We start from the raw sequence: 18749 nt of genomic DNA, 5'->3' as shown, positions 1-18749 counted from the left end.
TCGGGCGAGTCCGCGATTGGTTCATCATCGGTGGAGACGCCGAACTGTCAGTCGATGTTCCCACGTTCTGTTAGACACCCAAATCGAGATTGGCGGTGTCTAAACTGGCCATGACAGGAATCGGACGCCGCGCATGGGCATCGGCCGTCATGGCCGCGGCGTTGGGGCTGGCGTCCTGCTCGTCGATCCGTCCGCGCGTTGATTTCACGCCGTCGTTTGCGGCCACGGCGGATCTGGCCAGGGCGGACGAACTCGTGAGGGCCGGATGCTACAGGTGCCTGGGCGAGGGACTCGCCATTTACGAGAGGCTCGCAGCGGGATCCACGGCGGTTCCGGTTGCCGCCTATCGCGCCGTGGATACGGCCGTGCTGCTCGCGATGCGCGAGCGGGAGCTGGGACTGGGAAGTGGCCGATCGCGCCAGGTCGCCGAAGATCTTGCAGCCCGGCTCCCCGTACCTTCTGATTACTCGCCGTTCCTGATGATGGTCGACGCGATTGGCTGGACTCGCACCGGCGTGTCAGCGGAGCAGCAGGACGCGATCCTCGCGACGCAACGATCGGTCAACGCAAACTTCTCACAGTGGAGGGTGAACCTCCTGGCGCAGGCCCCAACCGACCAGTTGAGTGCGTACGGACTGGTGGCGCTCGATTGTCTCTACACGTACCGGCTGAGGGAGGCGAAGCAGACGCCCTGGGCGCTGCCAGCCGGGGCACCGCCGCTGTTGCGTTTCCGCGCGGCCATCTGTGCGAATGCACGCTCGGGTCTTCTCGACGCGGTCCTGCGCGATGAACCTCGGCTCCGCGAGCTGTATCTGTTCACGGGCGAACGCGCGTTTGCGCAAGGCACGCTTCGCACCGCCGAGCGCCATCTGTTGACGGCGCTCGAGGAGATCCCGGTCCTGATGCCGGCGAAGCTCGTCCTCGGTCACGTCTACCTTGGGATGGAAGATGTTGAGGCCGCGTTCAGGGCGTATCACGACGTGGTCGCCGCGGTTCCGGGTCAGCGCGACGCGATGATTGGCGAGGCCAAGACGCTCAGTTATCTCGATCGCTCCGAGGAGGCGATTGCCGTCCTCGACGAGATGGTACGCCTCGGCACGTGGTATCTCGGTGAAGCGCACTACTGGCTCGGATGGAACCGGCTGCATCTGGCGCAGAACGATCGGGCGCGTGACGAAGTCGCCGCGGCGCGGAGGTATCTGCCGATGGACCCCCTGGTCGACAAGCTCTCTGGGCGCGTGGCGCTGGCGCGCAACGAGATTGAGCAGGCCGAGCGCGAGTTCCGGGCGGCTGTGGAGCACTTTGCCGGACGCCAGACTCGCGATTGCGACACGAATTACCTGCTGGCGAGCGTGGTGGTGATGCAGCGCAAGTGGCCCGAAGGCGCCGAGATGTTCAGCCAGGCCGTCCCGTGTTTCGTCGAAGATGAGCAGGCCGCGCGCCGCAAGATCGACGAGATCAACGCGGCCGACTTGCCGGCCGAGCGAAAGGTCAGACTGGTCGCCGCCAAGCAGAAGACGATTGCCGCGCTCCAGTCGCAGCAGGCGCGCGCCGCCTACAACGGCGCGGTGGCCTACGCCAATCTGGGTGACAAAGAGAAGGCACGGTCGCTGGCGGAGCGCGCGGCCCAGCATCCCGACCTGGCCGACCTGGCCAAGAAGCTTCTGGCCCGCCTCCAGTCCGGCGGCGAACGCTAGCGCGTCGCCGTCGGATTCGGTCGACCGCTTCGCTCTTGGCTGCTTCCACACCTCGCTCGTGGCTCTCGACCGTCCCGTGGCCGCCTTGCGGCGGGTGTCGCTAAGGGTCATCCCGTCGCGCGCGGGTTCACGGGCAATGGACTTCAGAGGGCCTTCCATACCAGAATCACCCCGTGACCCACTCCCTCATCATCGGCAGCGGTTCGAGCATTCCTACGCGGTGCATTACCAACGACATGCTCGCCACGGTCATGGAGACAAGCGACACGTGGATTCGCGAGCGCACGGGTGTCGAGACGCGCTATTTCGTGGATCCGGGCACGTCAACGCTCGACCTGTCGATCCCGGCCGCCAGGCAGGCGCTCGAAGCCGCCGCGATCCAGCCCGGCGACATCGATGTGGTCGTCTACGCGACGATGACGCCGGATCACTACATGCCGGGCAATGGCGGACTATTGCAGGCCCGGCTGGGCCTGCGGAATATCCCGTGTTTCGATATCCGTCAGCAGTGTTGCGGCTTCCTCTATGCCTTGCAGTTGGCCGACGCGCAGATTCGCTCGGGTCTGGCGAAGACCGTGCTGGTCGTGGGTGCTGAGGTCCACAGCATCTTCATGACGTTCGGGGCCGGGAGTTGGGCCCGGCTCAGCGGAGTCCTCGACGCTCCCGTCCCGCAGGAGGAATGGGACCTCACCACCAGGAACCGTCATCTTGTCGTGCTGTTCGGGGACGGGGCCGCCGCAGTCGTCGTGCAGGGGCAGCCAACCGGAAACCGGGGCATCATCGACCACATCATCTGCGCCGATGGCACCGACTATGACCGGTTGTGCGTGCCGGGTGTCGGGTCGGCTCATCGGCCCTACGTGGACACGGACATGATCAGCCGGGGCGATCACTACCCGATGATGGACGGCCGCTACATCTTCAAGCAGGCGACCGGGCGAATGGCCGAGGTCGCACAGGCCATCCTCAAGCGCAACGGCCTCACGCCGGCGGATCTCTCGCTGGTGTTGATGCACCAGGCCAACCGCCGCATCAACGAATACGTGCAGAAGGTGCTGGGCCTGCCGGACAGCAAGGTGATTCACAACATCCAGAAGTACGGCAACACGACGGCCGCCACCATCCCGCTGCTCTGGGACGAAGGGGTCCGCACGGGCCGCATCACCCCGGGCGGCCTGGTGCTCTGCGTGGCCTTCGGCGCGGGCGTGAACTGGGGAGCGACGCTCATTCGGGCGTAGCGGCCTCTCCTCTCGGATTTTCGCCGAGTTCACGGTACAATTCCGGCGTCCCGTGAGCCCGGGTGGATACGGGCGGCGGTGCCTCAGACCGCTCGAGCGGGCACCGCCAGTGTGAGGTCCTTTCCTGGCAGGAGGTCGCGATGCACGCACCGCATAAGTACCTCGAGAAGCTGCTTTGCATATTCGCCAATATCGTCTGGTACCTGATGCTTCCGTTCTTCCTGTTCTCGAAGAACAAGTCGTTTACGCCGAAATGGTCTGACGTGCCACTGCTGAAGTCGAAGGAAAAGTACAAACCAACATTAGGCGTGCCGCGCGACACGACGTCGCTCTGCCCGGCGTGCGTGCCCGAACTGCGGCAGCAAGTGGTGGACGGGAAGGCCGAACCGGACGTGTTCGTCAAGGCGCGCGCCGGCGAGATTCCCGCGCAGATCATCGAACGCGATGGCAAGATCCTCATCGTCAAGGACTGCCCGGCGCATGGTCATTTCGAGGACGTGCTGTCGACGGATCCGGCGTTCTACAAGCGGATGGAGGCGCTGCACCCCGGCGGCGACATCCCCGTCCACGGCGACGTCAGGCTTCACCATCACGGATCGAGCGACATCCATTACGGGCGCGGCGCGGTGCTGAACGTCGATCTGACGAACCGCTGCAACATGATGTGCGACCCGTGTTTCACCGACGCGAATCAGGTAGGCTTCGTCCACGAGCTCGACTGGCCGGCGATCAAGGCCATCCTGGACCGCTCGGTCGCCGCCAAGCCCCACCGGCAGATGTCGGTGCAGTTCACGGGAGGCGAGCCCACGCTTTCTCCGCACTTTCTGAAGGCGGTGGCCTACTGCAAGGAGATTGGCTACAACAGCGTGCAGGCCGCGACCAACGGCATCGAGTTCGCCCGCAGCCCCGAGTTCTGCCGGCAGGCGTTCGAGGCCGGTCTCCGATCCGTGTACTTGCAGTTCGACGGTGTCGGCAATGCGGCCAATTCGCACCGGCATGTTCCCAACCTGTTCGATGTGAAGCTGCAGGCCATCGAGAACCTGCACGCCGCGGGCATGGATATCGTGCCGGTCAGCACGATTATCAATGGCGTGAACAACGAACAGGTCGGCCGCATCGTCGAGTTCGCGCTCGACAATCCCAAGAAGATGACGCTGCTTGCGTTCCAGCCCGTGTCGTTTACGGGCCGCGACGAGCACATCAGCGATGAGCGGCGGGCCGCGCAGCGCTACACCGTCGCGGATCTGGCGCACGACATCCAGAAGCAGACCGGCATCGGTGACCCGCTCCGCGACTGGTTCCCCATTTCGATGATGAGCACGTTCGCCGACTGGGCCGATCTGGCGCATGGCCCGCTGGCGGAGTGGGGCTACCTGAATTGCTCGAGCCACCCGGATTGCGGCGCGGGCATGGCGGTGATGGTGGACAAGGAAACCCGGGAGCGCGTGGCCATGACCCGGTTCGTCAATTTCGAACGCGGTGCCCGAGACGTGGCGATCATCAACGATGCCGTCCGGCGCACCCGACCGATGTGGCTGGTGAAGCTGCTGTCGCGCGTCCCGTACATGGAGCAGTTGCTGTATCCGTCAACGCTGGCGATGGCGGCGTCGGTGCTCCGCAACTTCGATCCGTTCAAGTCGCCGAAGCATTTTCGCCTCTTTGACCTGCTGGCCAGAGTCGACAAGTTGTTCGGCGCGACCCCGCGCGATTATGGCCGCGTGGGCAAGGAACGGACCGCCGAAGATATCACCCGGCGCCGCTCCGACAGGTGGCTGGTACTGGTGGCGGCGGGCATGTGGTTCCAGGATCTCTGGACGTACGACTTCGACCGCACGCGGCAGTGCATCATTCCCTACGGCACCGAGGAAGGCGAAATCTCGTTCTGCGCGTACAACACCGGCGTGGGCTGGCGGCAGATGATCGAGAGGAAACACCAGACGGCGACCTTGGCCAAGTGGTACGACCTCAAAGGCCGCCACGAGATCTATACCGGCGGCCGGCCGGTGCCGTTGCCCACGACCGAACACTCGTTCAAGCTGGACCCTGCGGCGATGGCCGCCGGGCCGCAGCATGACCTGGAACTGGCCGGGATTGCCAGGACGGCGCGCGAAGAGAAACTCAAGGCCAGGCAGAGCGAACCCGCGAAGTAGTCTGCACCGGCAGGCGCCAGGGTCTTGCCAAGAGCGAGGATCGGTGGGGCAGCCACTTCCGGTCCGCCTTCGCTCGCCCAGCGAGCTTCGGCGCGACAGCCTTCGCGTGTCTCTGGCTCGCCAGCCGAAGCGATCCTGAGGAAGAAAGCGAGCCGGAAGGATCGCGAAGGCTGGCGGAAGCGCCTGGGAGTCGAACCCAGCCCCCCCGCGGGTAGCGGGGAGCGACCGATTTTGAAGACCGGGAGGGCCACCGGGCCCCGTTCGCTTCCGTTCCAGAGAGCGCGCGGACCTCATCTCGTTATCTGCCACTCTCATTTTCGGACTTGACGCCGGCTTTGGCAATGGCCGCACAGATCTCAGACGATCCACCAGGAGCGGGGCGGATGGCGAGTCGGTAGATTCGACGCGCTGGAGGGTCGCCGGACGAGTCTCCCGCAGGAGGGGCGCCAGCAGCAGCTTTCACGACGCGCGACCAGAACGAGCGACGCGGCCGGTCCCGGACAAACCGCAGGACCGGCCGATCGGAAAGAACGCTATCCCTCGATCAAACGAACGTCACCCGCGCGCGGTCCCTTTTGCGACTCCTCAACCACAAACTCCACGCGCTGGCCCTCGCGCAACAGTTCGAAAACCGCGCCCCTGACGGCGCTCCGGTGGAAGAAGTGCTCGAGGCCGGCCTCGTCGCGGATAAAGCCGAAACCCTTGTCGATAAGAAGGCGTGCAATTGTGCCCGTCTGCATAGTCTGCTCCTCCGAACAGATGTTACCCAGGATCGTCCTGGGGCTCCCCCACGAGCGACCTGCCCGCCGCACATTCGCCTTGCAGACGAAGACCCGGCAGGCCAATCGGGTCGAGAATTGCCGCCAGTGTAGGGGCATCGCTACTGGAAGTCAAGCGTTTAGCGACATTTACGGGTGCCCTACCGGGCAGGGTCGCCTGAGGGCGTGCCGGGGAGGTCATGACTGGCCTCAGGGCGGCATTGTCGCAATTCCAAAACATGGCGCGCACCGGCGTCCAGAACCGCGTCCCGTCCGCGCGTGTAGCATAATCACGCCATGGTGATCGGCATCATTCTCGCCGCCGGCGCGTCGACGCGAATGGGACGTGCGAAAGCGCTTCTGCCAGTTGGGCCTGACACGTTTGTCACCCGGCTGGCTCGATCATTTGTCGCCGCAGGAATCGACGATCTGGTCGTTGTCACAGGCCCCGAACGTGATGCCATCGATTCGGCGCTGGCCGCCAGCCGGATCCCGGCCCGAGTCGTCCGGAATCCCCGACGCGACGACGGTCAACTCTCGTCGCTGCTGGTGGGACTGGCGCTGGCCGACACGCCAGGCGTTGTGGCAGTGGTTGTCGGCCTGGTGGACGCGCCTCTAGTACTGCCCGGTACCATTCGCGCGGTTGTCGAGGCCTACCGCCGCACGCGCTCGCCAATCGTGCGTCCTGTGAGCCACGGCCGCCACGGGCATCCTGTGCTGTTCGCGCGCGAGGTGTTTGACGAATTGCGGCACGCGGACTCGGCCCTCGGAGCGAAGGCCGTCGTCCGCGCGCATGAACAGGATCGACTGGACGTGCCGGTCGATGACGACGGCGCGTGGGCCGACATCGACACGCCAGACGATTACGCTCGCCTTATCGGCTCTGCTTCAGGTACTTGAAGAACTCTCCGTCGGTCGACAGGATCAGTGTCGTGTCCTGCGCGAACGTCTTCCTGTACGTCTCCATCGTCTTGAGGAACTGGTAGAGCTCTGGGTCTCGGCTGTACGCCTCGGCGTAGATGCGCGTCGATTCGCCGTCGGCCTTGCCCATGATTTCCTGGGCCTTGCGGTAGGCCTCAGACTGGATGCCCTTCAGTTCGCGTTCCTTCTGTCCGCGGATCTCGGCCGCCTTGCCCTGGCCCTCCGACCGTGATCGTTCTGCCACGCGGCGCCGTTCGGAGATCATCCGTTCGAACACTTTCTGCTGGACGTCCTGGATGTAGTTGACGCGCTTGATCTGGACATCGACCAGCTCGATGCCGTACTTGGCCACCAGCGGGCGCGACTTCTCGAGGATGGCCCGCGTGATCTTCTCGCGCCCCATCGTAATGGGCCGGCTCGCTTCGGCCGTGCCCATGTCGGCAACCTCCTCGGTCTCGGCGAACTTGCGATCCGTGCTGCGCACCATTTCGATCAGGTCATTGCTGGCCACGACGTTGCGGATCTCGCCGTCCACGATGTCGTCGAGGCGCGACTGCGCATTGGTCTCGTCGGTGACCACCTGGAAGAAGACGACGGGGTCCTTGATGCGCCACCGAGTGTAGGTTTCCACCTCGAGGAACTTCTTGTCTTTCGTGACCATCTGGGTGGGTGCGCCGCTCCACTCGAGCCAGCGCTTGTCGAATCTGATCACCTGTTGGATGAAAGGCATCTTGATGTGCAGGCCAGGATCAGTGTGCGCTGGTCCGACAAGCTCGCCGAATTGCGTAATGATGACCTGTTCGGTCTCGCTGATCGTGTAGAGCGAGCTCGAGAGGACCAGCAGGCCGCCGACGACGATCACGCCGATGATTGGGCCCTTCACTGTTTTGGCTCCTGCTTGATAGTGTCGAGGTTCAGGAGCGGTAGCAGCCCCTTCATGTTCGCGTCGACAATGAGCTTGCGCCCCGTCTTCGGCAGGACGTCGTTGAGGGTCTCGAGGTACAGCCGCCGGCGCGTGACCTCGGGCGCCTTGCGATACTCGTCATAGATGTTGACGAAGCGCGCCACGTCGCCGCGCGCGTTGTTGACGCGCTCCAGGGCGTACCCCTCGGCCGTGCGGATGGCGCGCTCGGCCTCGCCCCTCGCGTTGGGCACGGTCTGGTTGTAGTCCGCCCACGCCTCGTTGATGAGGCGCTCCTTCTCCTGGATCGCCTGGTTGACCTCGTTGAACGCCGGTTTCACCTTGTCCGGAGGGTTTACGTCCTGGAGCACGATCTGATCGATCTGGATGCCGGTTTCATAGCGCTCGCAGAGCTGCTGCAGCTGCGCCTTGGCCTCCATCTGGACAATTTCGCGCCCCACCGTCAGCACCTCGTTGACGCTATGGTCGCCAATCACCCCGCGCATCACCGCCTCGTTCATGTCCCGGAATGTGGTCTCGGTGCGCCTGCTTGTGGAGTCGAGGTTGCGGACGTTGAAGAGGTAGTCTCTCGGGTTCTTCACCTTGTATTGCACGATCCATTCGACTACCGCGACGTTCAGGTCGCCTGTCAGCATCTGGGATTCGTTCCGGGTTGACGGGCTGGCCTCCTCGTAGGTCGATTGCACGTCCGCCACCTTCGTCCGGAATCCGAATTCCGCCTTGAGCTGGCGCTGCACCGGCACCTTGGTCACCTTCTCGATGAAGGGGATCTTCAGGTGCGGGCCCGGGGCGGTTGTTCGCACATACTTGCCGAACCGCTGGACGACGCCGACGTCCTTCTGGTCGATCTGGTAGTAGGTGGAGAAGAGCCCGATCACAACAAGGAGGACCAGGGCCACCTTGCCGACCAAGCCTCCCCGCCCCTTGAGAGAGAACGACGGCAGGTTGCCGACGTCAATCACCGACCCTGCCCGTTTCTGCCAATCAGAGACATCCATACGGCCTTGTCTTTCTGCGGCTCACATATCCGCCGCGTCGACGTGGAAGAGTCCTGCGGCTCGCGCGAGAGTGTCTGTTCTCGGGTTGAATCAGGGAAGGTCCACCTTTGCCCGGCCGCTTGCGATTGAACGGGCTACGGTGGACAACCTTCGCCGGAGTCAGCGTCACCCCCATTCGAACGGTGGTTTACCAGCCGAAGCTCGGCGTCCCGTTGAGGGAGCGAAGGTTGGTGGACCAGACGGGGATCGAACCCGTGACCTCGTGAATGCCATTCACGCGCGCTCCCATCTGCGCTACTGGCCCACAGACGATGGAATAGACATTCTAGCGCAAACCAGCGGGACTGGGCCAGCCGATGCGGTGCCGGACCGGATGATCAGTATTCGAGGAACATCCTCTGGATTTCGGCAGGGTCGTTTGTCCTGGTCAGCGCGAGCATCAGCAGGATCCTGGCCTTGATGGGCTGCAGGTCCTCGCCTCCGACAAACGCCCGCCGCCGGCGCGGAACCTGGGCCGGGCCGGTCGCTTGTGCACCCCCACCGGCGGGTGTGCCGATCCCTCCGGTGCCAGCCGGCGCAGCGGCAGTCGCGCCGATGGCGGCTGCTGGAGACGCTCCCATCGACCGGCCTCCGGAAATTCTCCCGCTGCCGGTGCGCGTCGTTGTGACCACGACGGCGCCTTTGTCTGCCGCGTACGACAGGCCGTCCGACTGTGTGCCACTGGTCGCACCGGCGCCGGCCGAGGCGATCACGATCCCCTTCGCGCCGAAGTCGACGGCCGCCTTGATCAGATCGCCTGGCGCGCCTTGGTACACGATCAGCACATCCACGCGCGGAAGCGTAGCGATCTTGGACACGTCGAATTCGCTGTGGGATGTATGCCGCTTCACGGTGCCACGGTAGAACACGACGCGGTCGGCGTCGACCACTCCAAGCACGCCCACGGTCCTGCTCTGAAACGTCTGCAGCCTCAGCGCATCTGTCTTGGTCACTTCGCGGGCCGAGTTGATCTCATCGTTCAGCACGACGAGCACACCCTTGCCGCGTGCGTCCGGAGAGGCTGCCACGCGAAACGCCTCCAGCAGATTCGCCGTTCCCTCGTAGCCGACAGTGCTCGGATTGCGCATCGATCCGACCACGACGACCGGTCGCTCGTCGCGCACGGTGAGGTGCAGGAAATAGGCGAGCTCCTCCAGCGTGTCGGTGCCGGATGTGACGACAATGCCACCCAGATCAGGCTGCGTGGCAAACAGCTCGTTCAGCCGCCGCGCCAGCGCGAGCCACTGATCAAGTGTGATCTCGGAACTCGCGACATTGGAGAACTGTTCGAATTCCGGCCGCGCAAACCGCTGCACGTCGGGAATCATCGTGACCAACTCGCTCGCCGTCAGCCGGCTTCCCACGCGGTTCGAGATCGTTCCGCCCGTGGCTACCAGCTTCACGCGCGGCAACTCAGCAGCCGTCGCAGAGGCGGCGGCTGCCAGCAGCAAGCCAAGGTAAACAACAACAAGTCGTCGTCGCAGAAATGTCATCGTTGAGGTACCCTTCAGCCGGTGTTGAGCAGCGCACCAACCGACTCTACTGGCATGTGGTCAAGGTCTACTTGGCCGGTTCGATCGCGACGTGGTGAGCGAGCGAGAGCCACTGCACCAGCCGCGTCGCCGCATCGTCTGGCGTTGTGCCGTAGAACGGCATCAGCGCCGACGCCATCCCCGGCCGGCGTGCAATCTGGGCGCGCCAGCGATCCGTGTGGATCGGCGACGCTTCGATCACGTACACCTGTCCGCCGATTTCCTTCTCGAATCGATGAGTGACCGTGGTCATAAATGATTCCCGCCGCCGGCAACATCCGTTGTGGAAGTCCATGCATTCTACGCGTTTCAGTCACGCAAACAAGCGAAGATCTGCACGAAGGTCGCATCCACAACCGGGAATGACGAGTGTCGCCATATTCTGCCGCGTTGTTTCGTTCGCATTGTCTGATCGTCCACAGGCTTTCGCCTCGACATTCACAGTATTTCCACAGGACCGGCTCTGTGTCGTGCGCGCCGACGCGCTTGACGCTCTCAGGGGCCCGCACTACGCTTGCGACGTGCCTCGATCCCGAACGACGGCCACGACAATCCGAAGCCTGATGGTCGAGAATGCCTGCGGTATGCGGGGCAGGACTCATCCGCGGCTGTTCCGGGGACGCAGTGGCTGCTGCGGGCCTGTCCATCGGCTCGCTCGATGGCTGGCGACGGGAATGCTGCTGATGTGTGCCGTGTCGGCGGCCGCCCAGCCCGCCGCCTTCGAACCAGTGCTGTATCGCATCTTCCTCAAGACCGGCACGCCGCTGGTGAGTTGGGGCGAATTCGCACGCGTGGGTGACCGCGTGGCCTTTACGCTGGCTCTCGGTGATCCGATCCGCCCGGACACGCTGCAGATGATCAGCCTGCCGTCTGACGTGATCGACTGGGAGCGTACCAACCTCTACGCCGACACGGTACGAGCGCGCCGGTACGCGCAGACGCGCGGCGAATCCGACTACAAGGCGTTGACCGACCAGATGGCGCGCGCCTTGACGTCCATCGCGTTCTCGACCGACTCGGTGGCACGGCTGGCGCTGGCCGAGCAGGCCAGGCGGAACCTCGTCGAGTGGCCGGCTGAGCATTTCGGCTACCGCGCCGCCGACGTCCGCGACCTGGCATCCGCCGTCGAGGAAACGATCGCCGGCATTCGCGCTGACGCCGGGGAACGCCACTTCTCGATTGATCTCGTGGCGACGGTGGAGCCGCCGTCGGCGCTCCTGCTTGATGCCCCAACCCTCGGGCAATCGATCGAGCTGGCGGCCGAGGCGGCCCGATCCACCGACGTGCCAGCCGACCGGATCTCGCTGCAGACGGCGATTCTCGTGACACTCGCCCGCAGTCAGTCGTCGCTCGGTGCCGTCTGGGTGACGGCGATGAGGCAACGGCTCAGCAAAGATGCGAACGCGGCGGCGCGGATCGATCGTCGATACGCAAGCCTGGTGTCACACGCAACCAGAGACGCCGAGCGACGCGCAGCACGGGCCGACGTCAAGGGCGTCGAGCGTGTGCTGGCGGACGTGCTCCGTCAGGACGAGCAGTTCGGCCGCCGGCGCACGACGGAGATCAAGACGCTGGTTGCGGCGTTGGAATCACGCCTCGATGCGGCCCGGCAGCGAAGGCTCGATCTGGATCGATGGGCGTATCGGGACGAGACGTATCGGGCGTACCGGCGCGGCATCGCCCGCAGCCTGAAGCTGGTGGAAGATGTCACTCGGGCCGCCGAAGCCATTCGCTCGATGTCCGGTCCGGACCGTCGGGGCCTGGGCGTGGCCGACCAGCGTCTGGTCGAGGCAGGCGCGGTCGCGGCACTGCTGTCGCCTCCCGACGAACTTCGGGCCTCACATGACGCGCTCGTGAGCGCCGTGCAGCTGATGCGAGCCGCCGTCAGCTCGCGGGGCTTGGCGATGCAGACCTCCGACCTCGAGGCCGCCCGCAATGCATCTGCAGCCGCGGCCGGCGCGCTGCTGCTGGTGGCGCGCGCCCGCGAAGAGATTGACGCGTTCTTCGCTCCCCCGAAATTCCAGTGATCACGCCCCGGACGACTCGCCTGATTCGGGCCGATGACCTGCGCGAGTTCCGCGATTGGCTGGTGAACCTCGCACTCGCCGGCGACGTGGCCTCCGTCAGGAGCCGTGCCGTGATCGTGCCGACGCGGACCGCAGCGGAGCAATTGCGGCGTGTGCTCGAAGACCGCGCGCTCGCCTCAGGCGGCCGCGCGATCGTGCTGCCGCACCTGGTGACGCGCGACCAGTGGCGGACGCTGCTGCACGACGGACTGACCGACCGCCGACACGGCCTGTCGTCGCACGAGCGCGAGGTGCTGCTGGCCGCAGCCGCGCGAGACGCGGTCGCTGGCGGTGTGACGCCGCCCTTTACGATTCGCCCTGGGATCGTGGCGGAGATGCTGGCCTTCTACGACGCCCTTCGCCGGCACCTCCACTCCATCGCCGACTTCGAGCGGCTGATTGGCGAACGGTTCGCGCGCGAAGTGGAAACCGATCGGGGAGCGGTCCGCCTGCTCGCGCAGACGCGGTTCATGGCAGAGGCGTTCCGGGGATACGAGGCGCGGCTGCCGGCCTCGGGCGGGCTCGACGAGCATCAGCTCCGCGAACGCCTGCTCGACGAGCCGGTTGCCCGCTTCATCCACGTCGTTGTGGCCGTGGCCGACAGGGCAGGCGATGCCAACGGATTGTGGCTGGCGGATTTCGATCTGCTGGCGCGGATGTCAGGCCTCGCGCGCATAGACGTCGTCGCTACCGCATCAACGCTCAAAGCCGGATGGCTGGGTCGCGTGCGTGATCTGTTGCCGGGAATCGACGAGGAGGCCGAGTCCGACGCGGCCGCCGACACGCCTCCAGTCCTGGTGGCGCCCGGCGGCCCGGATGCTCCGCTCCATGCCGTGCATCGCGATCGCGAAGAGGAGCTGCGAGCGGTCGCCAGACGCGTCAAACGCGACGCCCGCGATGGAACCGCGCCCGCCCTCGGGCGAATCGGCATCGTGTTCAGACGCCCCTTGCCATACGTGTACCTGGCCGGTCAGGTCTTCCCTTCTGCCGGCGTGCCGCACGACGTATTCGACGCCCTGCCCCTGGCGTCCGAACCCTACGCCGCCGCATTGGATCTCGTGTTCGACTGTCTCGACTCGAACTTCGCGCGCGAGGCGTTGGTGGCGCTGGTCAGATCACCCATCTTCACCTTCGACGTGAATGGCTGCCGCCTCGTACCCGCCGACGTGCTCGCCTTCGATCAGGCGCTCAGTGAGGCGCGATTCCTCGGTGACGCGGCGGAACTGCGGAAGCTCGCCGGAGCCTGGTCCGTCGCGCCGAAGGGAATCCCCGGCTCCGGCAGATCGAGGAGAGGCCCTTCGCCACTGCCGGCCTGCCTGGCAGCGGTCCGAATCGCGGACGAACTGGAGGCGCTCACCCGCGTCGATCGACCCTCGACGCATCTCGAGACCGTGATCGCGTTTCTCGCGGCTCACGAACACGTGGCCCCCAGGGACGACGAGACCCGCGACCGCCTCATGCGGGCACGCGCCGCGATTCACGGATCGATCCGCGGCTTGCGCGACGCGCACCGCCGGCATGATGACGAGCCCCGGGCATTTGCGGAAACGGCCGCGTCCATCCGGCGCTGGATCGGTCAGCAGACGTTTGCCCAGCACCGCGGGCGTTCCGGCGTGCAACTGGTCGACGCGGATGCCGCGCGCTTCGGCGAGTACGACACGCTCTACCTGGTGGGTCTGACGGAACGTGACTGGCCAGGCTCCGAGCGCCGGAACATCTTCTATCCGGCTGCGCTGCTGTCCCAGCTGGGCTGGCCCGCTGAGCCCGACGCGCGGGCGGCCGAGCGCGCGTCCTTCGGGGATCTGCTGCGGGCGCCGTCCCGCAGGCTCGTCGTCTCGACATTCACGCTCGAAGACGATGCCATCGTCGAGCCGTCGCCGTTTCTCGAGGACCTGTCAGAAAGCGGGCTGGCCGTCGCGCGCGACAGTGCGGCCTCTCAGACCAGGATTTTCGAGGAGGAGGCGGTGCGTCTGGACCCGATACGCGCGGATGCGCTCCACGGGCCGGCGTCAGACTGGCTGTCGATTCGCCGTGACCGCACGGCGGCGTTTCTTCCGCAATTTCACGGACAGACGGGCGATCCGCGGTTGGATGCCTACAAGGTCAGCTCGCTCGATCTGTACCTGGCGTGCCCGTTTATATTCTTCGCGACGCAGGTGCTTCGGCTGACCGAAGACCCCGATGATGAGGAATCGCTCGGACCACGGTCGCAGGGCAAACTGGCTCACGAAGTGCTCCAGTTCTTCTTCCAGGCGTGGCAGCAGGAAGGGGGCGGGGCAATCACGCTGGACAACCTGGACCTGGCGCGCCGCCGATTTGCGGAGGTTGCCGAGGAGCGTCTCGCGCGGCTTTCCGAATCTGACGCCGCGCTCCAGCGCATGCGCCTGATGGGCTCGGCCATCTCGCCCGGCTTTGGAGACACCGTCTTCCGCATCGAAGCCGAGCGCCCCATGCCTGTCGTGGAGCGGTTGACGGAGTTCTCTCTCAACGGCGACACGCGCCTCAGGTCCGGGGGCACAGAACGCTCGGTGCGACTCAAGGCCACCGCAGATCGGATCGATCTGCTGGCCGACGGGACGTTCCGGTTGCTGGACTACAAGCTGTCACGCGCCCCGGCGCCCAGTCGGGTGGTCCAGTTGCCTGCGTACGCGGCGAGCGCGCGCCAGCGGCTCGAGGGACACCGCGGAGGCTCGTGGCGTCCGGTGGACGCGGCCTACATCACGTTTGGCAAGACCCACTACGTGCCGCTGGCAAAGAGGGCGGGCGAACTCGACGCGGTTCTCGCCGAAGGGGAAGCGCGGCTCCTGGCGGTGGTTGATCGCATTGAACGCGGCGAGTTTCCGCCCTCGCCGCATTCGCGGCACATGTGCGCGCACTGCCCGTATTCGTCCGTGTGCCGGAAGGACTACGTCGGTGACGAATAGGGTGCCACCCCTGTCGGGTCCGTTGGGTTCGTTGCCCGGGCCTGGGCGGCTTCATGACGCGGATGCCCGCGCGGCGGCGGTCGACCCGCGTCGCAACGTCGTGCTGGAGGCGTCGGCCGGCACGGGCAAGACCCGCGTGCTGGTGGGACGATACGTCAATCTCATCAGACTGGGAGTGGATCCGGCCAACATCCTCGCCATCACCTTCACGCGGAAGGCCGCGGCCGAGATGCGCGAGCGCATCGTCGAGGAACTTCGCCGGGCATCGACCGAGTCGCCCGAGGACGCCGAGCGCTGGCGAATCCTGCGCGACCGGCTCAATGAGATTGCCATCTGCACGATCGACGCGTTCTGCCTGCTGCTGTTGCGCGAGTTTCCTCTCGAGGCCGACCTTGAACCGGGCGCGCCTCGATGAGGATGTCGCGTTGCTGTTCGCCCAACTGGGTGACGCCAGGCTGCGGGAAGGGTTGACGGCGCTGCTTGGACGGCGCCAGGTCGCTGCTGGCGTGCTGCGCCGTGTGCTCGCGGCGGGACCACCCGACATGACCGTGGCCCGTGCGTGCGCCCTCGGCGCGCGGCGGCTGCGAGACCTGCTGCGCGCGGTGCCCGGCGGCCTCGATGCATTTCTGGACGAGGGACCGGCAGGGCACCCGAGATTCGCGATGCTCGCAGCCGGCATTCGCGCACTCGTGGAAGCCGAGCACCCCGACCCGGCGTCGCTGCGAGGCCTGATCGAACAACTGCGCTCGCATGTCCTGACCAAGGCCGGCGAGCCACGCAAGCGACTGCCCTCGGAGTACGACGAGACCTGCTTCTCGAGCAAGGCGGCGCGAAAGGCGCATCTGCAGCGCGTCGCGGCAATAGCCGCCGGCATTGACGAAGCCGTTCGCGCGCTGCGGCGCGATCTCAATGTCGTGTTGTCCCGGGCTGTCTGGCAGGTGTTCCAGATCGCCGCGGACCGCCACCGGCGGACACTCGAATCGCACGGCGTGCTCGACTTCGGCGAACTGCTTGCACGCGCCGGCGAGCTCCTGCTGCAGATGGACGAGTTCGCCCGCAGCCGCTTTCTGCTGGAGGCGCGGTACCACCACGTGCTCGTGGACGAATTCCAGGACACCTCGCGCGCCCAGTGGGACCTGGTCCTGCAACTGGTACGCGCCTGGGGCGAGGGACTCGGCCTGGCCGATGAGGCCCCGCTCCGGCCGTCCATCTTCATCGTCGGCGATCGCAAGCAGTCGATCTTCGGATTTCGCGACGCCGAAGTCGCGGTGCTGGACGAAGCCGCCGAGGCCATCGCCGGTCTCAGAGAGAACGACGATCCGCTGCAGAGCATCCGGCAGAGTTTCCGCTCGGTGCCGCCGTTGCTGGCGTTCGCCAACGACGTGTTCCACGAAGTCGTGAAAGCGCCGAATCGGGCCGACGCCTTTCGGTACGACGATCGGGACGAGTTCCCAATCGATGATGCAGCCGGCGACGCGACGGCTGAGCCCGCGCTGGGCGTCATCGCCGATGACGAGGCAGGGAAGTGTGCGGCCGCAGTGGCGGCCGAGATCAACCGTCTGCTCGCATCCGCCACAATTCGCGATCGCCAGACCGGCCTGCCACGGAGGATGCGGCCTGCTGATGTCGCCATCCTGTTTCGTTCGCGATCGAGCCACCGCGAATTCGAACGGGCGCTGGAGTCCCGCGGGATTCCGACGTACGTCTACAAAGGGCTTGGGTTCTTCGACGAAGACGAGGTCAGTGACATCTTCGCGCTCGTGAGGTACCTGTCCGACCCGGCATCGGATCTGCGGGCAGCAGCGTTCCTCCGATCGCGGTTTGTGCGGCTGTCAGACCCGGGTCTGCAGCGCCTGGCCCCGGGGCTGGCCGCGGCGCTTTCTGGCGGACGCGCCCCCGCCCGGTTTGGCGATCTGGACCTCGAGGATCAGCGGGTGCTTGGCGCGATTCGCGCGAGCGTGCCCGGATGGCTCGCGCTGGCGGACCGGATTCCGCCGGCAGAACTGGTGGATCGAATTCTCAGCGAGACCGCGTACGCGTTCGAAATACGCGGCGGGCGAGCCGAGCAGGCGCGCGAGAACATCAAGAAGATGCGCGGGCTGATTCGCCGCATCCAGAACCGCGGGTTCTTGACACTTGCGAGACTCGCCGCCGATCTTGATCAGTTGTCGACGGGCGATGAGTCGAATGCCGTCGTGGACGCGCTCGATGCCGTCAGCCTGATGACCGTTCACTCGGCGAAGGGCCTCGAGTTTCCGGTGGTGTTCGTCGTCCATCTCGCCCGCGGGGCGGGCGGCCCCCCGGACCCGATCCGGATTGCCCCCAACGCGCCTGACGATGAAGCGGTGGCCGTCGGAGACTTCCAGGCGGAGTTCGACGAGGATGTCGCCGATCGCGACGGCGAGGAACTCAAGCGCCTGCTGTATGTGGCAATCACGCGTGCTCGCGACCGGCTGTACCTGGCGTCGGCCACGAGAAAAGGCGTCCTTGTGCCGGGACGGGGGAGTCTGGCCAGCGTGCTGCCCAGGACGCTGTGTGACGTCGTTGCCAGCGCTGCGCAGCCTGACGCGAGCGGAGCCGGCCTCGAGTGGCGGGCCGCGTCAGGTCGCGTACACCAGTTCCGCCGGTGCGTGGTCGCGCCACCCGCGGAGATGGCCCGGATCACCGGCAGCGAGCCGGCGATCGATGTCACGCACGAACCCCCGGGAGCGTCTGCGCAGGACAACCAGGCAGCGACCGTTGGCGCCGCGCGTCCTGATGATTTTGACAGGCTCACCGATTCCGGCGCGGTGGCACGCGCCGCAGTCACCGACGTCGTGGCGCCAGAAGCGGCGCTCGACCACAACGGCCCCGCCTCCGGGCGTCACGATTCTGCGGCAGCGGGCCGTCTCGTGCATCGGTTGTTTCAGTTTGGCGTGGACGCGTCTGACGCCGATGCGGTCACGGGGAGGGCCGGAGCGCTGCTCGACGAGGAGGATCGGTACGATGTCGAGGATCTGGATGGCATGATCCAGCGCGCCGTCTCGGTATACCGACGCATGCGAAATCAGCCCGAGGTCGCTGCCATCCTCGGCGGTTCCACTTGTTTCTATGAAGTGCCGGTGTCGGTGGCCATCGACTGCGCGCCCGGCCGTATCGTGCGCGGTGTCATCGACTGCCTGGCTTGCGCCCCGAACGGCGAGGTCGTCGTCATCGACTTCAAGACGGGTGCCCCGCGTGAGACCGACCGCCGCCAGCTCGACGTCTATGTCGAGGCGGCCCGCGGGCTGTTCCCCGATACCACCGTCCGTGGTCTGCTGGTCTACCCGGAGTGACTACTTCACGCGGCCGCTCGCCCGATCGTCGGCACGCTGCTCGGCTTCCTCTTTCGTCCGGCCGACCAGCAGGATCGATCCGTCCGGCTTCCCGTCCGGCGTCCTGACGATCCAGGCCACCCAATGACCGCCGCGCAATTCAGACCGGATTTCGTACGTCGTTGTGCTCATGTCGCGATCGCTCCACGCC

Annotated in this window: 14 protein-coding genes and 2 tRNA genes; 8 read left to right on the top strand and 8 right to left on the bottom strand. The window is 65.8% G+C overall.

Annotated features, from left to right (window positions below; translation table 11 throughout):
* Positions 1-95 precede the first annotated feature (95 nt).
* The 3 genes from NTV05_16830 (at position 96) to NTV05_16820 (ending at position 5085) form a co-directional block, all read left to right on the top strand.
* Entirely contained in the window at positions 96-1697 is a 1602-nt protein-coding gene (locus tag NTV05_16830; protein ID MCX6546061.1) for a hypothetical protein, read from the top strand.
* Positions 1698-1870: 173 nt separating this feature from the next.
* Positions 1871-2935: a 3-oxoacyl-ACP synthase gene (locus tag NTV05_16825; protein ID MCX6546060.1), complete on the top strand. Its 1065-nt coding sequence runs from the start codon at positions 1871-1873 to the stop codon at positions 2933-2935.
* A gap of 140 nt (positions 2936-3075) precedes the next feature.
* Positions 3076-5085 carry a radical SAM protein gene (locus NTV05_16820; protein MCX6546059.1) on the top strand — a complete coding sequence of 670 codons (2010 nt, stop codon included), beginning with the start codon at positions 3076-3078 and terminating at the stop codon, positions 5083-5085.
* A 171-nt stretch (positions 5086-5256) separates the two neighbouring features.
* On the opposite strand, the gene NTV05_16815 is transcribed toward NTV05_16820, so the two are convergent.
* Positions 5257-5354: transfer RNA gene (locus NTV05_16815), tRNA-Sec, on the bottom strand.
* Positions 5355-5618: 264 nt separating this feature from the next.
* On the bottom strand, positions 5619-5825 hold the full coding sequence (locus NTV05_16810; protein ID MCX6546058.1) for a cold shock domain-containing protein: 207 nt from the start codon (positions 5823-5825) through the stop codon (positions 5619-5621).
* 315 nt (positions 5826-6140) lie between these two features.
* Between NTV05_16810 and NTV05_16805 the strand changes: the two genes are divergently transcribed.
* A complete protein-coding gene (locus tag NTV05_16805) occupies positions 6141-6743 on the top strand; it encodes a nucleotidyltransferase family protein (protein MCX6546057.1) in 603 nt (200 codons plus the stop codon).
* Here the strand turns inward: NTV05_16805 and hflC are convergent.
* From hflC to NTV05_16780, 5 genes are all read right to left on the bottom strand, one after another.
* Entirely contained in the window at positions 6718-7647 is a 930-nt protein-coding gene (gene hflC, locus NTV05_16800; protein ID MCX6546056.1) for a protease modulator HflC, read from the bottom strand. The genes NTV05_16805 and hflC overlap by 26 nt on opposite strands.
* Positions 7644-8684 carry an FtsH protease activity modulator HflK gene (hflK, locus tag NTV05_16795; protein MCX6546055.1) on the bottom strand — a complete coding sequence of 347 codons (1041 nt, stop codon included), beginning with the start codon at positions 8682-8684 and terminating at the stop codon, positions 7644-7646. The genes hflC and hflK overlap by 4 nt, the downstream gene beginning before the upstream one ends.
* Before the next feature lie 228 nt (positions 8685-8912).
* A tRNA-Ala gene (locus NTV05_16790) sits at positions 8913-8988 on the bottom strand.
* A gap of 73 nt (positions 8989-9061) precedes the next feature.
* Positions 9062-10216, bottom strand: a complete 1155-nt coding sequence (locus NTV05_16785; protein ID MCX6546054.1) for an asparaginase — start codon at positions 10214-10216, stop codon at positions 9062-9064.
* 67 nt (positions 10217-10283) lie between these two features.
* Positions 10284-10508 carry a hypothetical protein gene (locus NTV05_16780; GenBank protein ID MCX6546053.1) on the bottom strand — a complete coding sequence of 75 codons (225 nt, stop codon included), beginning with the start codon at positions 10506-10508 and terminating at the stop codon, positions 10284-10286.
* A 331-nt stretch (positions 10509-10839) separates the two neighbouring features.
* On the opposite strand from NTV05_16780, the gene NTV05_16775 reads away from it, so the two are divergent.
* The 4 genes from NTV05_16775 to NTV05_16760 are packed head-to-tail and all read left to right on the top strand — an operon-like array spanning position 10840 to position 18559.
* On the top strand, positions 10840-12282 hold the full coding sequence (locus NTV05_16775) for a hypothetical protein (protein MCX6546052.1): 1443 nt from the start codon (positions 10840-10842) through the stop codon (positions 12280-12282).
* On the top strand, positions 12279-15245 hold the full coding sequence (locus NTV05_16770; protein MCX6546051.1) for a PD-(D/E)XK nuclease family protein: 2967 nt from the start codon (positions 12279-12281) through the stop codon (positions 15243-15245). Before NTV05_16775 ends, NTV05_16770 begins: the two co-directional genes overlap by 4 nt.
* The gene (locus tag NTV05_16765) at positions 15235-15660 is read left to right on the top strand and encodes a UvrD-helicase domain-containing protein (protein ID MCX6546050.1); all 426 of its coding nucleotides are present in this window, start codon (positions 15235-15237) and stop codon (positions 15658-15660) included. Before NTV05_16770 ends, NTV05_16765 begins: the two co-directional genes overlap by 11 nt.
* Complete coding sequence (locus NTV05_16760; GenBank protein MCX6546049.1) at positions 15638-18559, top strand: UvrD-helicase domain-containing protein; 2922 nt, start codon at positions 15638-15640, stop codon at positions 18557-18559. Before NTV05_16765 ends, NTV05_16760 begins: the two co-directional genes overlap by 23 nt.
* Here the strand turns inward: NTV05_16760 and NTV05_16755 are convergent, their stop codons facing one another.
* On the bottom strand, positions 18560-18730 hold the full coding sequence (locus NTV05_16755; protein ID MCX6546048.1) for a hypothetical protein: 171 nt from the start codon (positions 18728-18730) through the stop codon (positions 18560-18562).
* Between the last annotated feature and the right edge of the window lie 19 nt (positions 18731-18749).

The sequence above is a fragment of the Acidobacteriota bacterium genome, assembly GCA_026393755.1.
Lineage (GTDB): Bacteria > Acidobacteriota > Vicinamibacteria > Vicinamibacterales > JAKQTR01 > JBAXOX01.
Note: the sequence above shows the minus strand (reverse complement) of the source record. Positions and strands in the feature narration are given on the sequence as shown.

Bases quoted from the DNA above. Each gene is read 5' to 3' on its own strand.
- NTV05_16820 (MCX6546059.1), top strand. From the start codon at position 3,076: ATGCACGCACCGCATAAGTACCTCGAGAAGCTGCTTTGCATATTCGCC.
- NTV05_16810 (MCX6546058.1), bottom strand. From the start codon at position 5,825: ATGCAGACGGGCACAATTGCACGCCTTCTTATCGACAAGGGTTTCGGC.
- NTV05_16805 (MCX6546057.1), top strand. From the start codon at position 6,141: ATGGTGATCGGCATCATTCTCGCCGCCGGCGCGTCGACGCGAATGGGA.
- hflK (MCX6546055.1), bottom strand. From the start codon at position 8,684: ATGGATGTCTCTGATTGGCAGAAACGGGCAGGGTCGGTGATTGACGTC.
- NTV05_16785 (MCX6546054.1), bottom strand. From the start codon at position 10,216: ATGACATTTCTGCGACGACGACTTGTTGTTGTTTACCTTGGCTTGCTG.
- NTV05_16780 (MCX6546053.1), bottom strand. From the start codon at position 10,508: ATGACCACGGTCACTCATCGATTCGAGAAGGAAATCGGCGGACAGGTG.
- NTV05_16775 (MCX6546052.1), top strand. From the start codon at position 10,840: ATGCGGGGCAGGACTCATCCGCGGCTGTTCCGGGGACGCAGTGGCTGC.
- NTV05_16755 (MCX6546048.1), bottom strand. From the start codon at position 18,730: ATGAGCACAACGACGTACGAAATCCGGTCTGAATTGCGCGGCGGTCAT.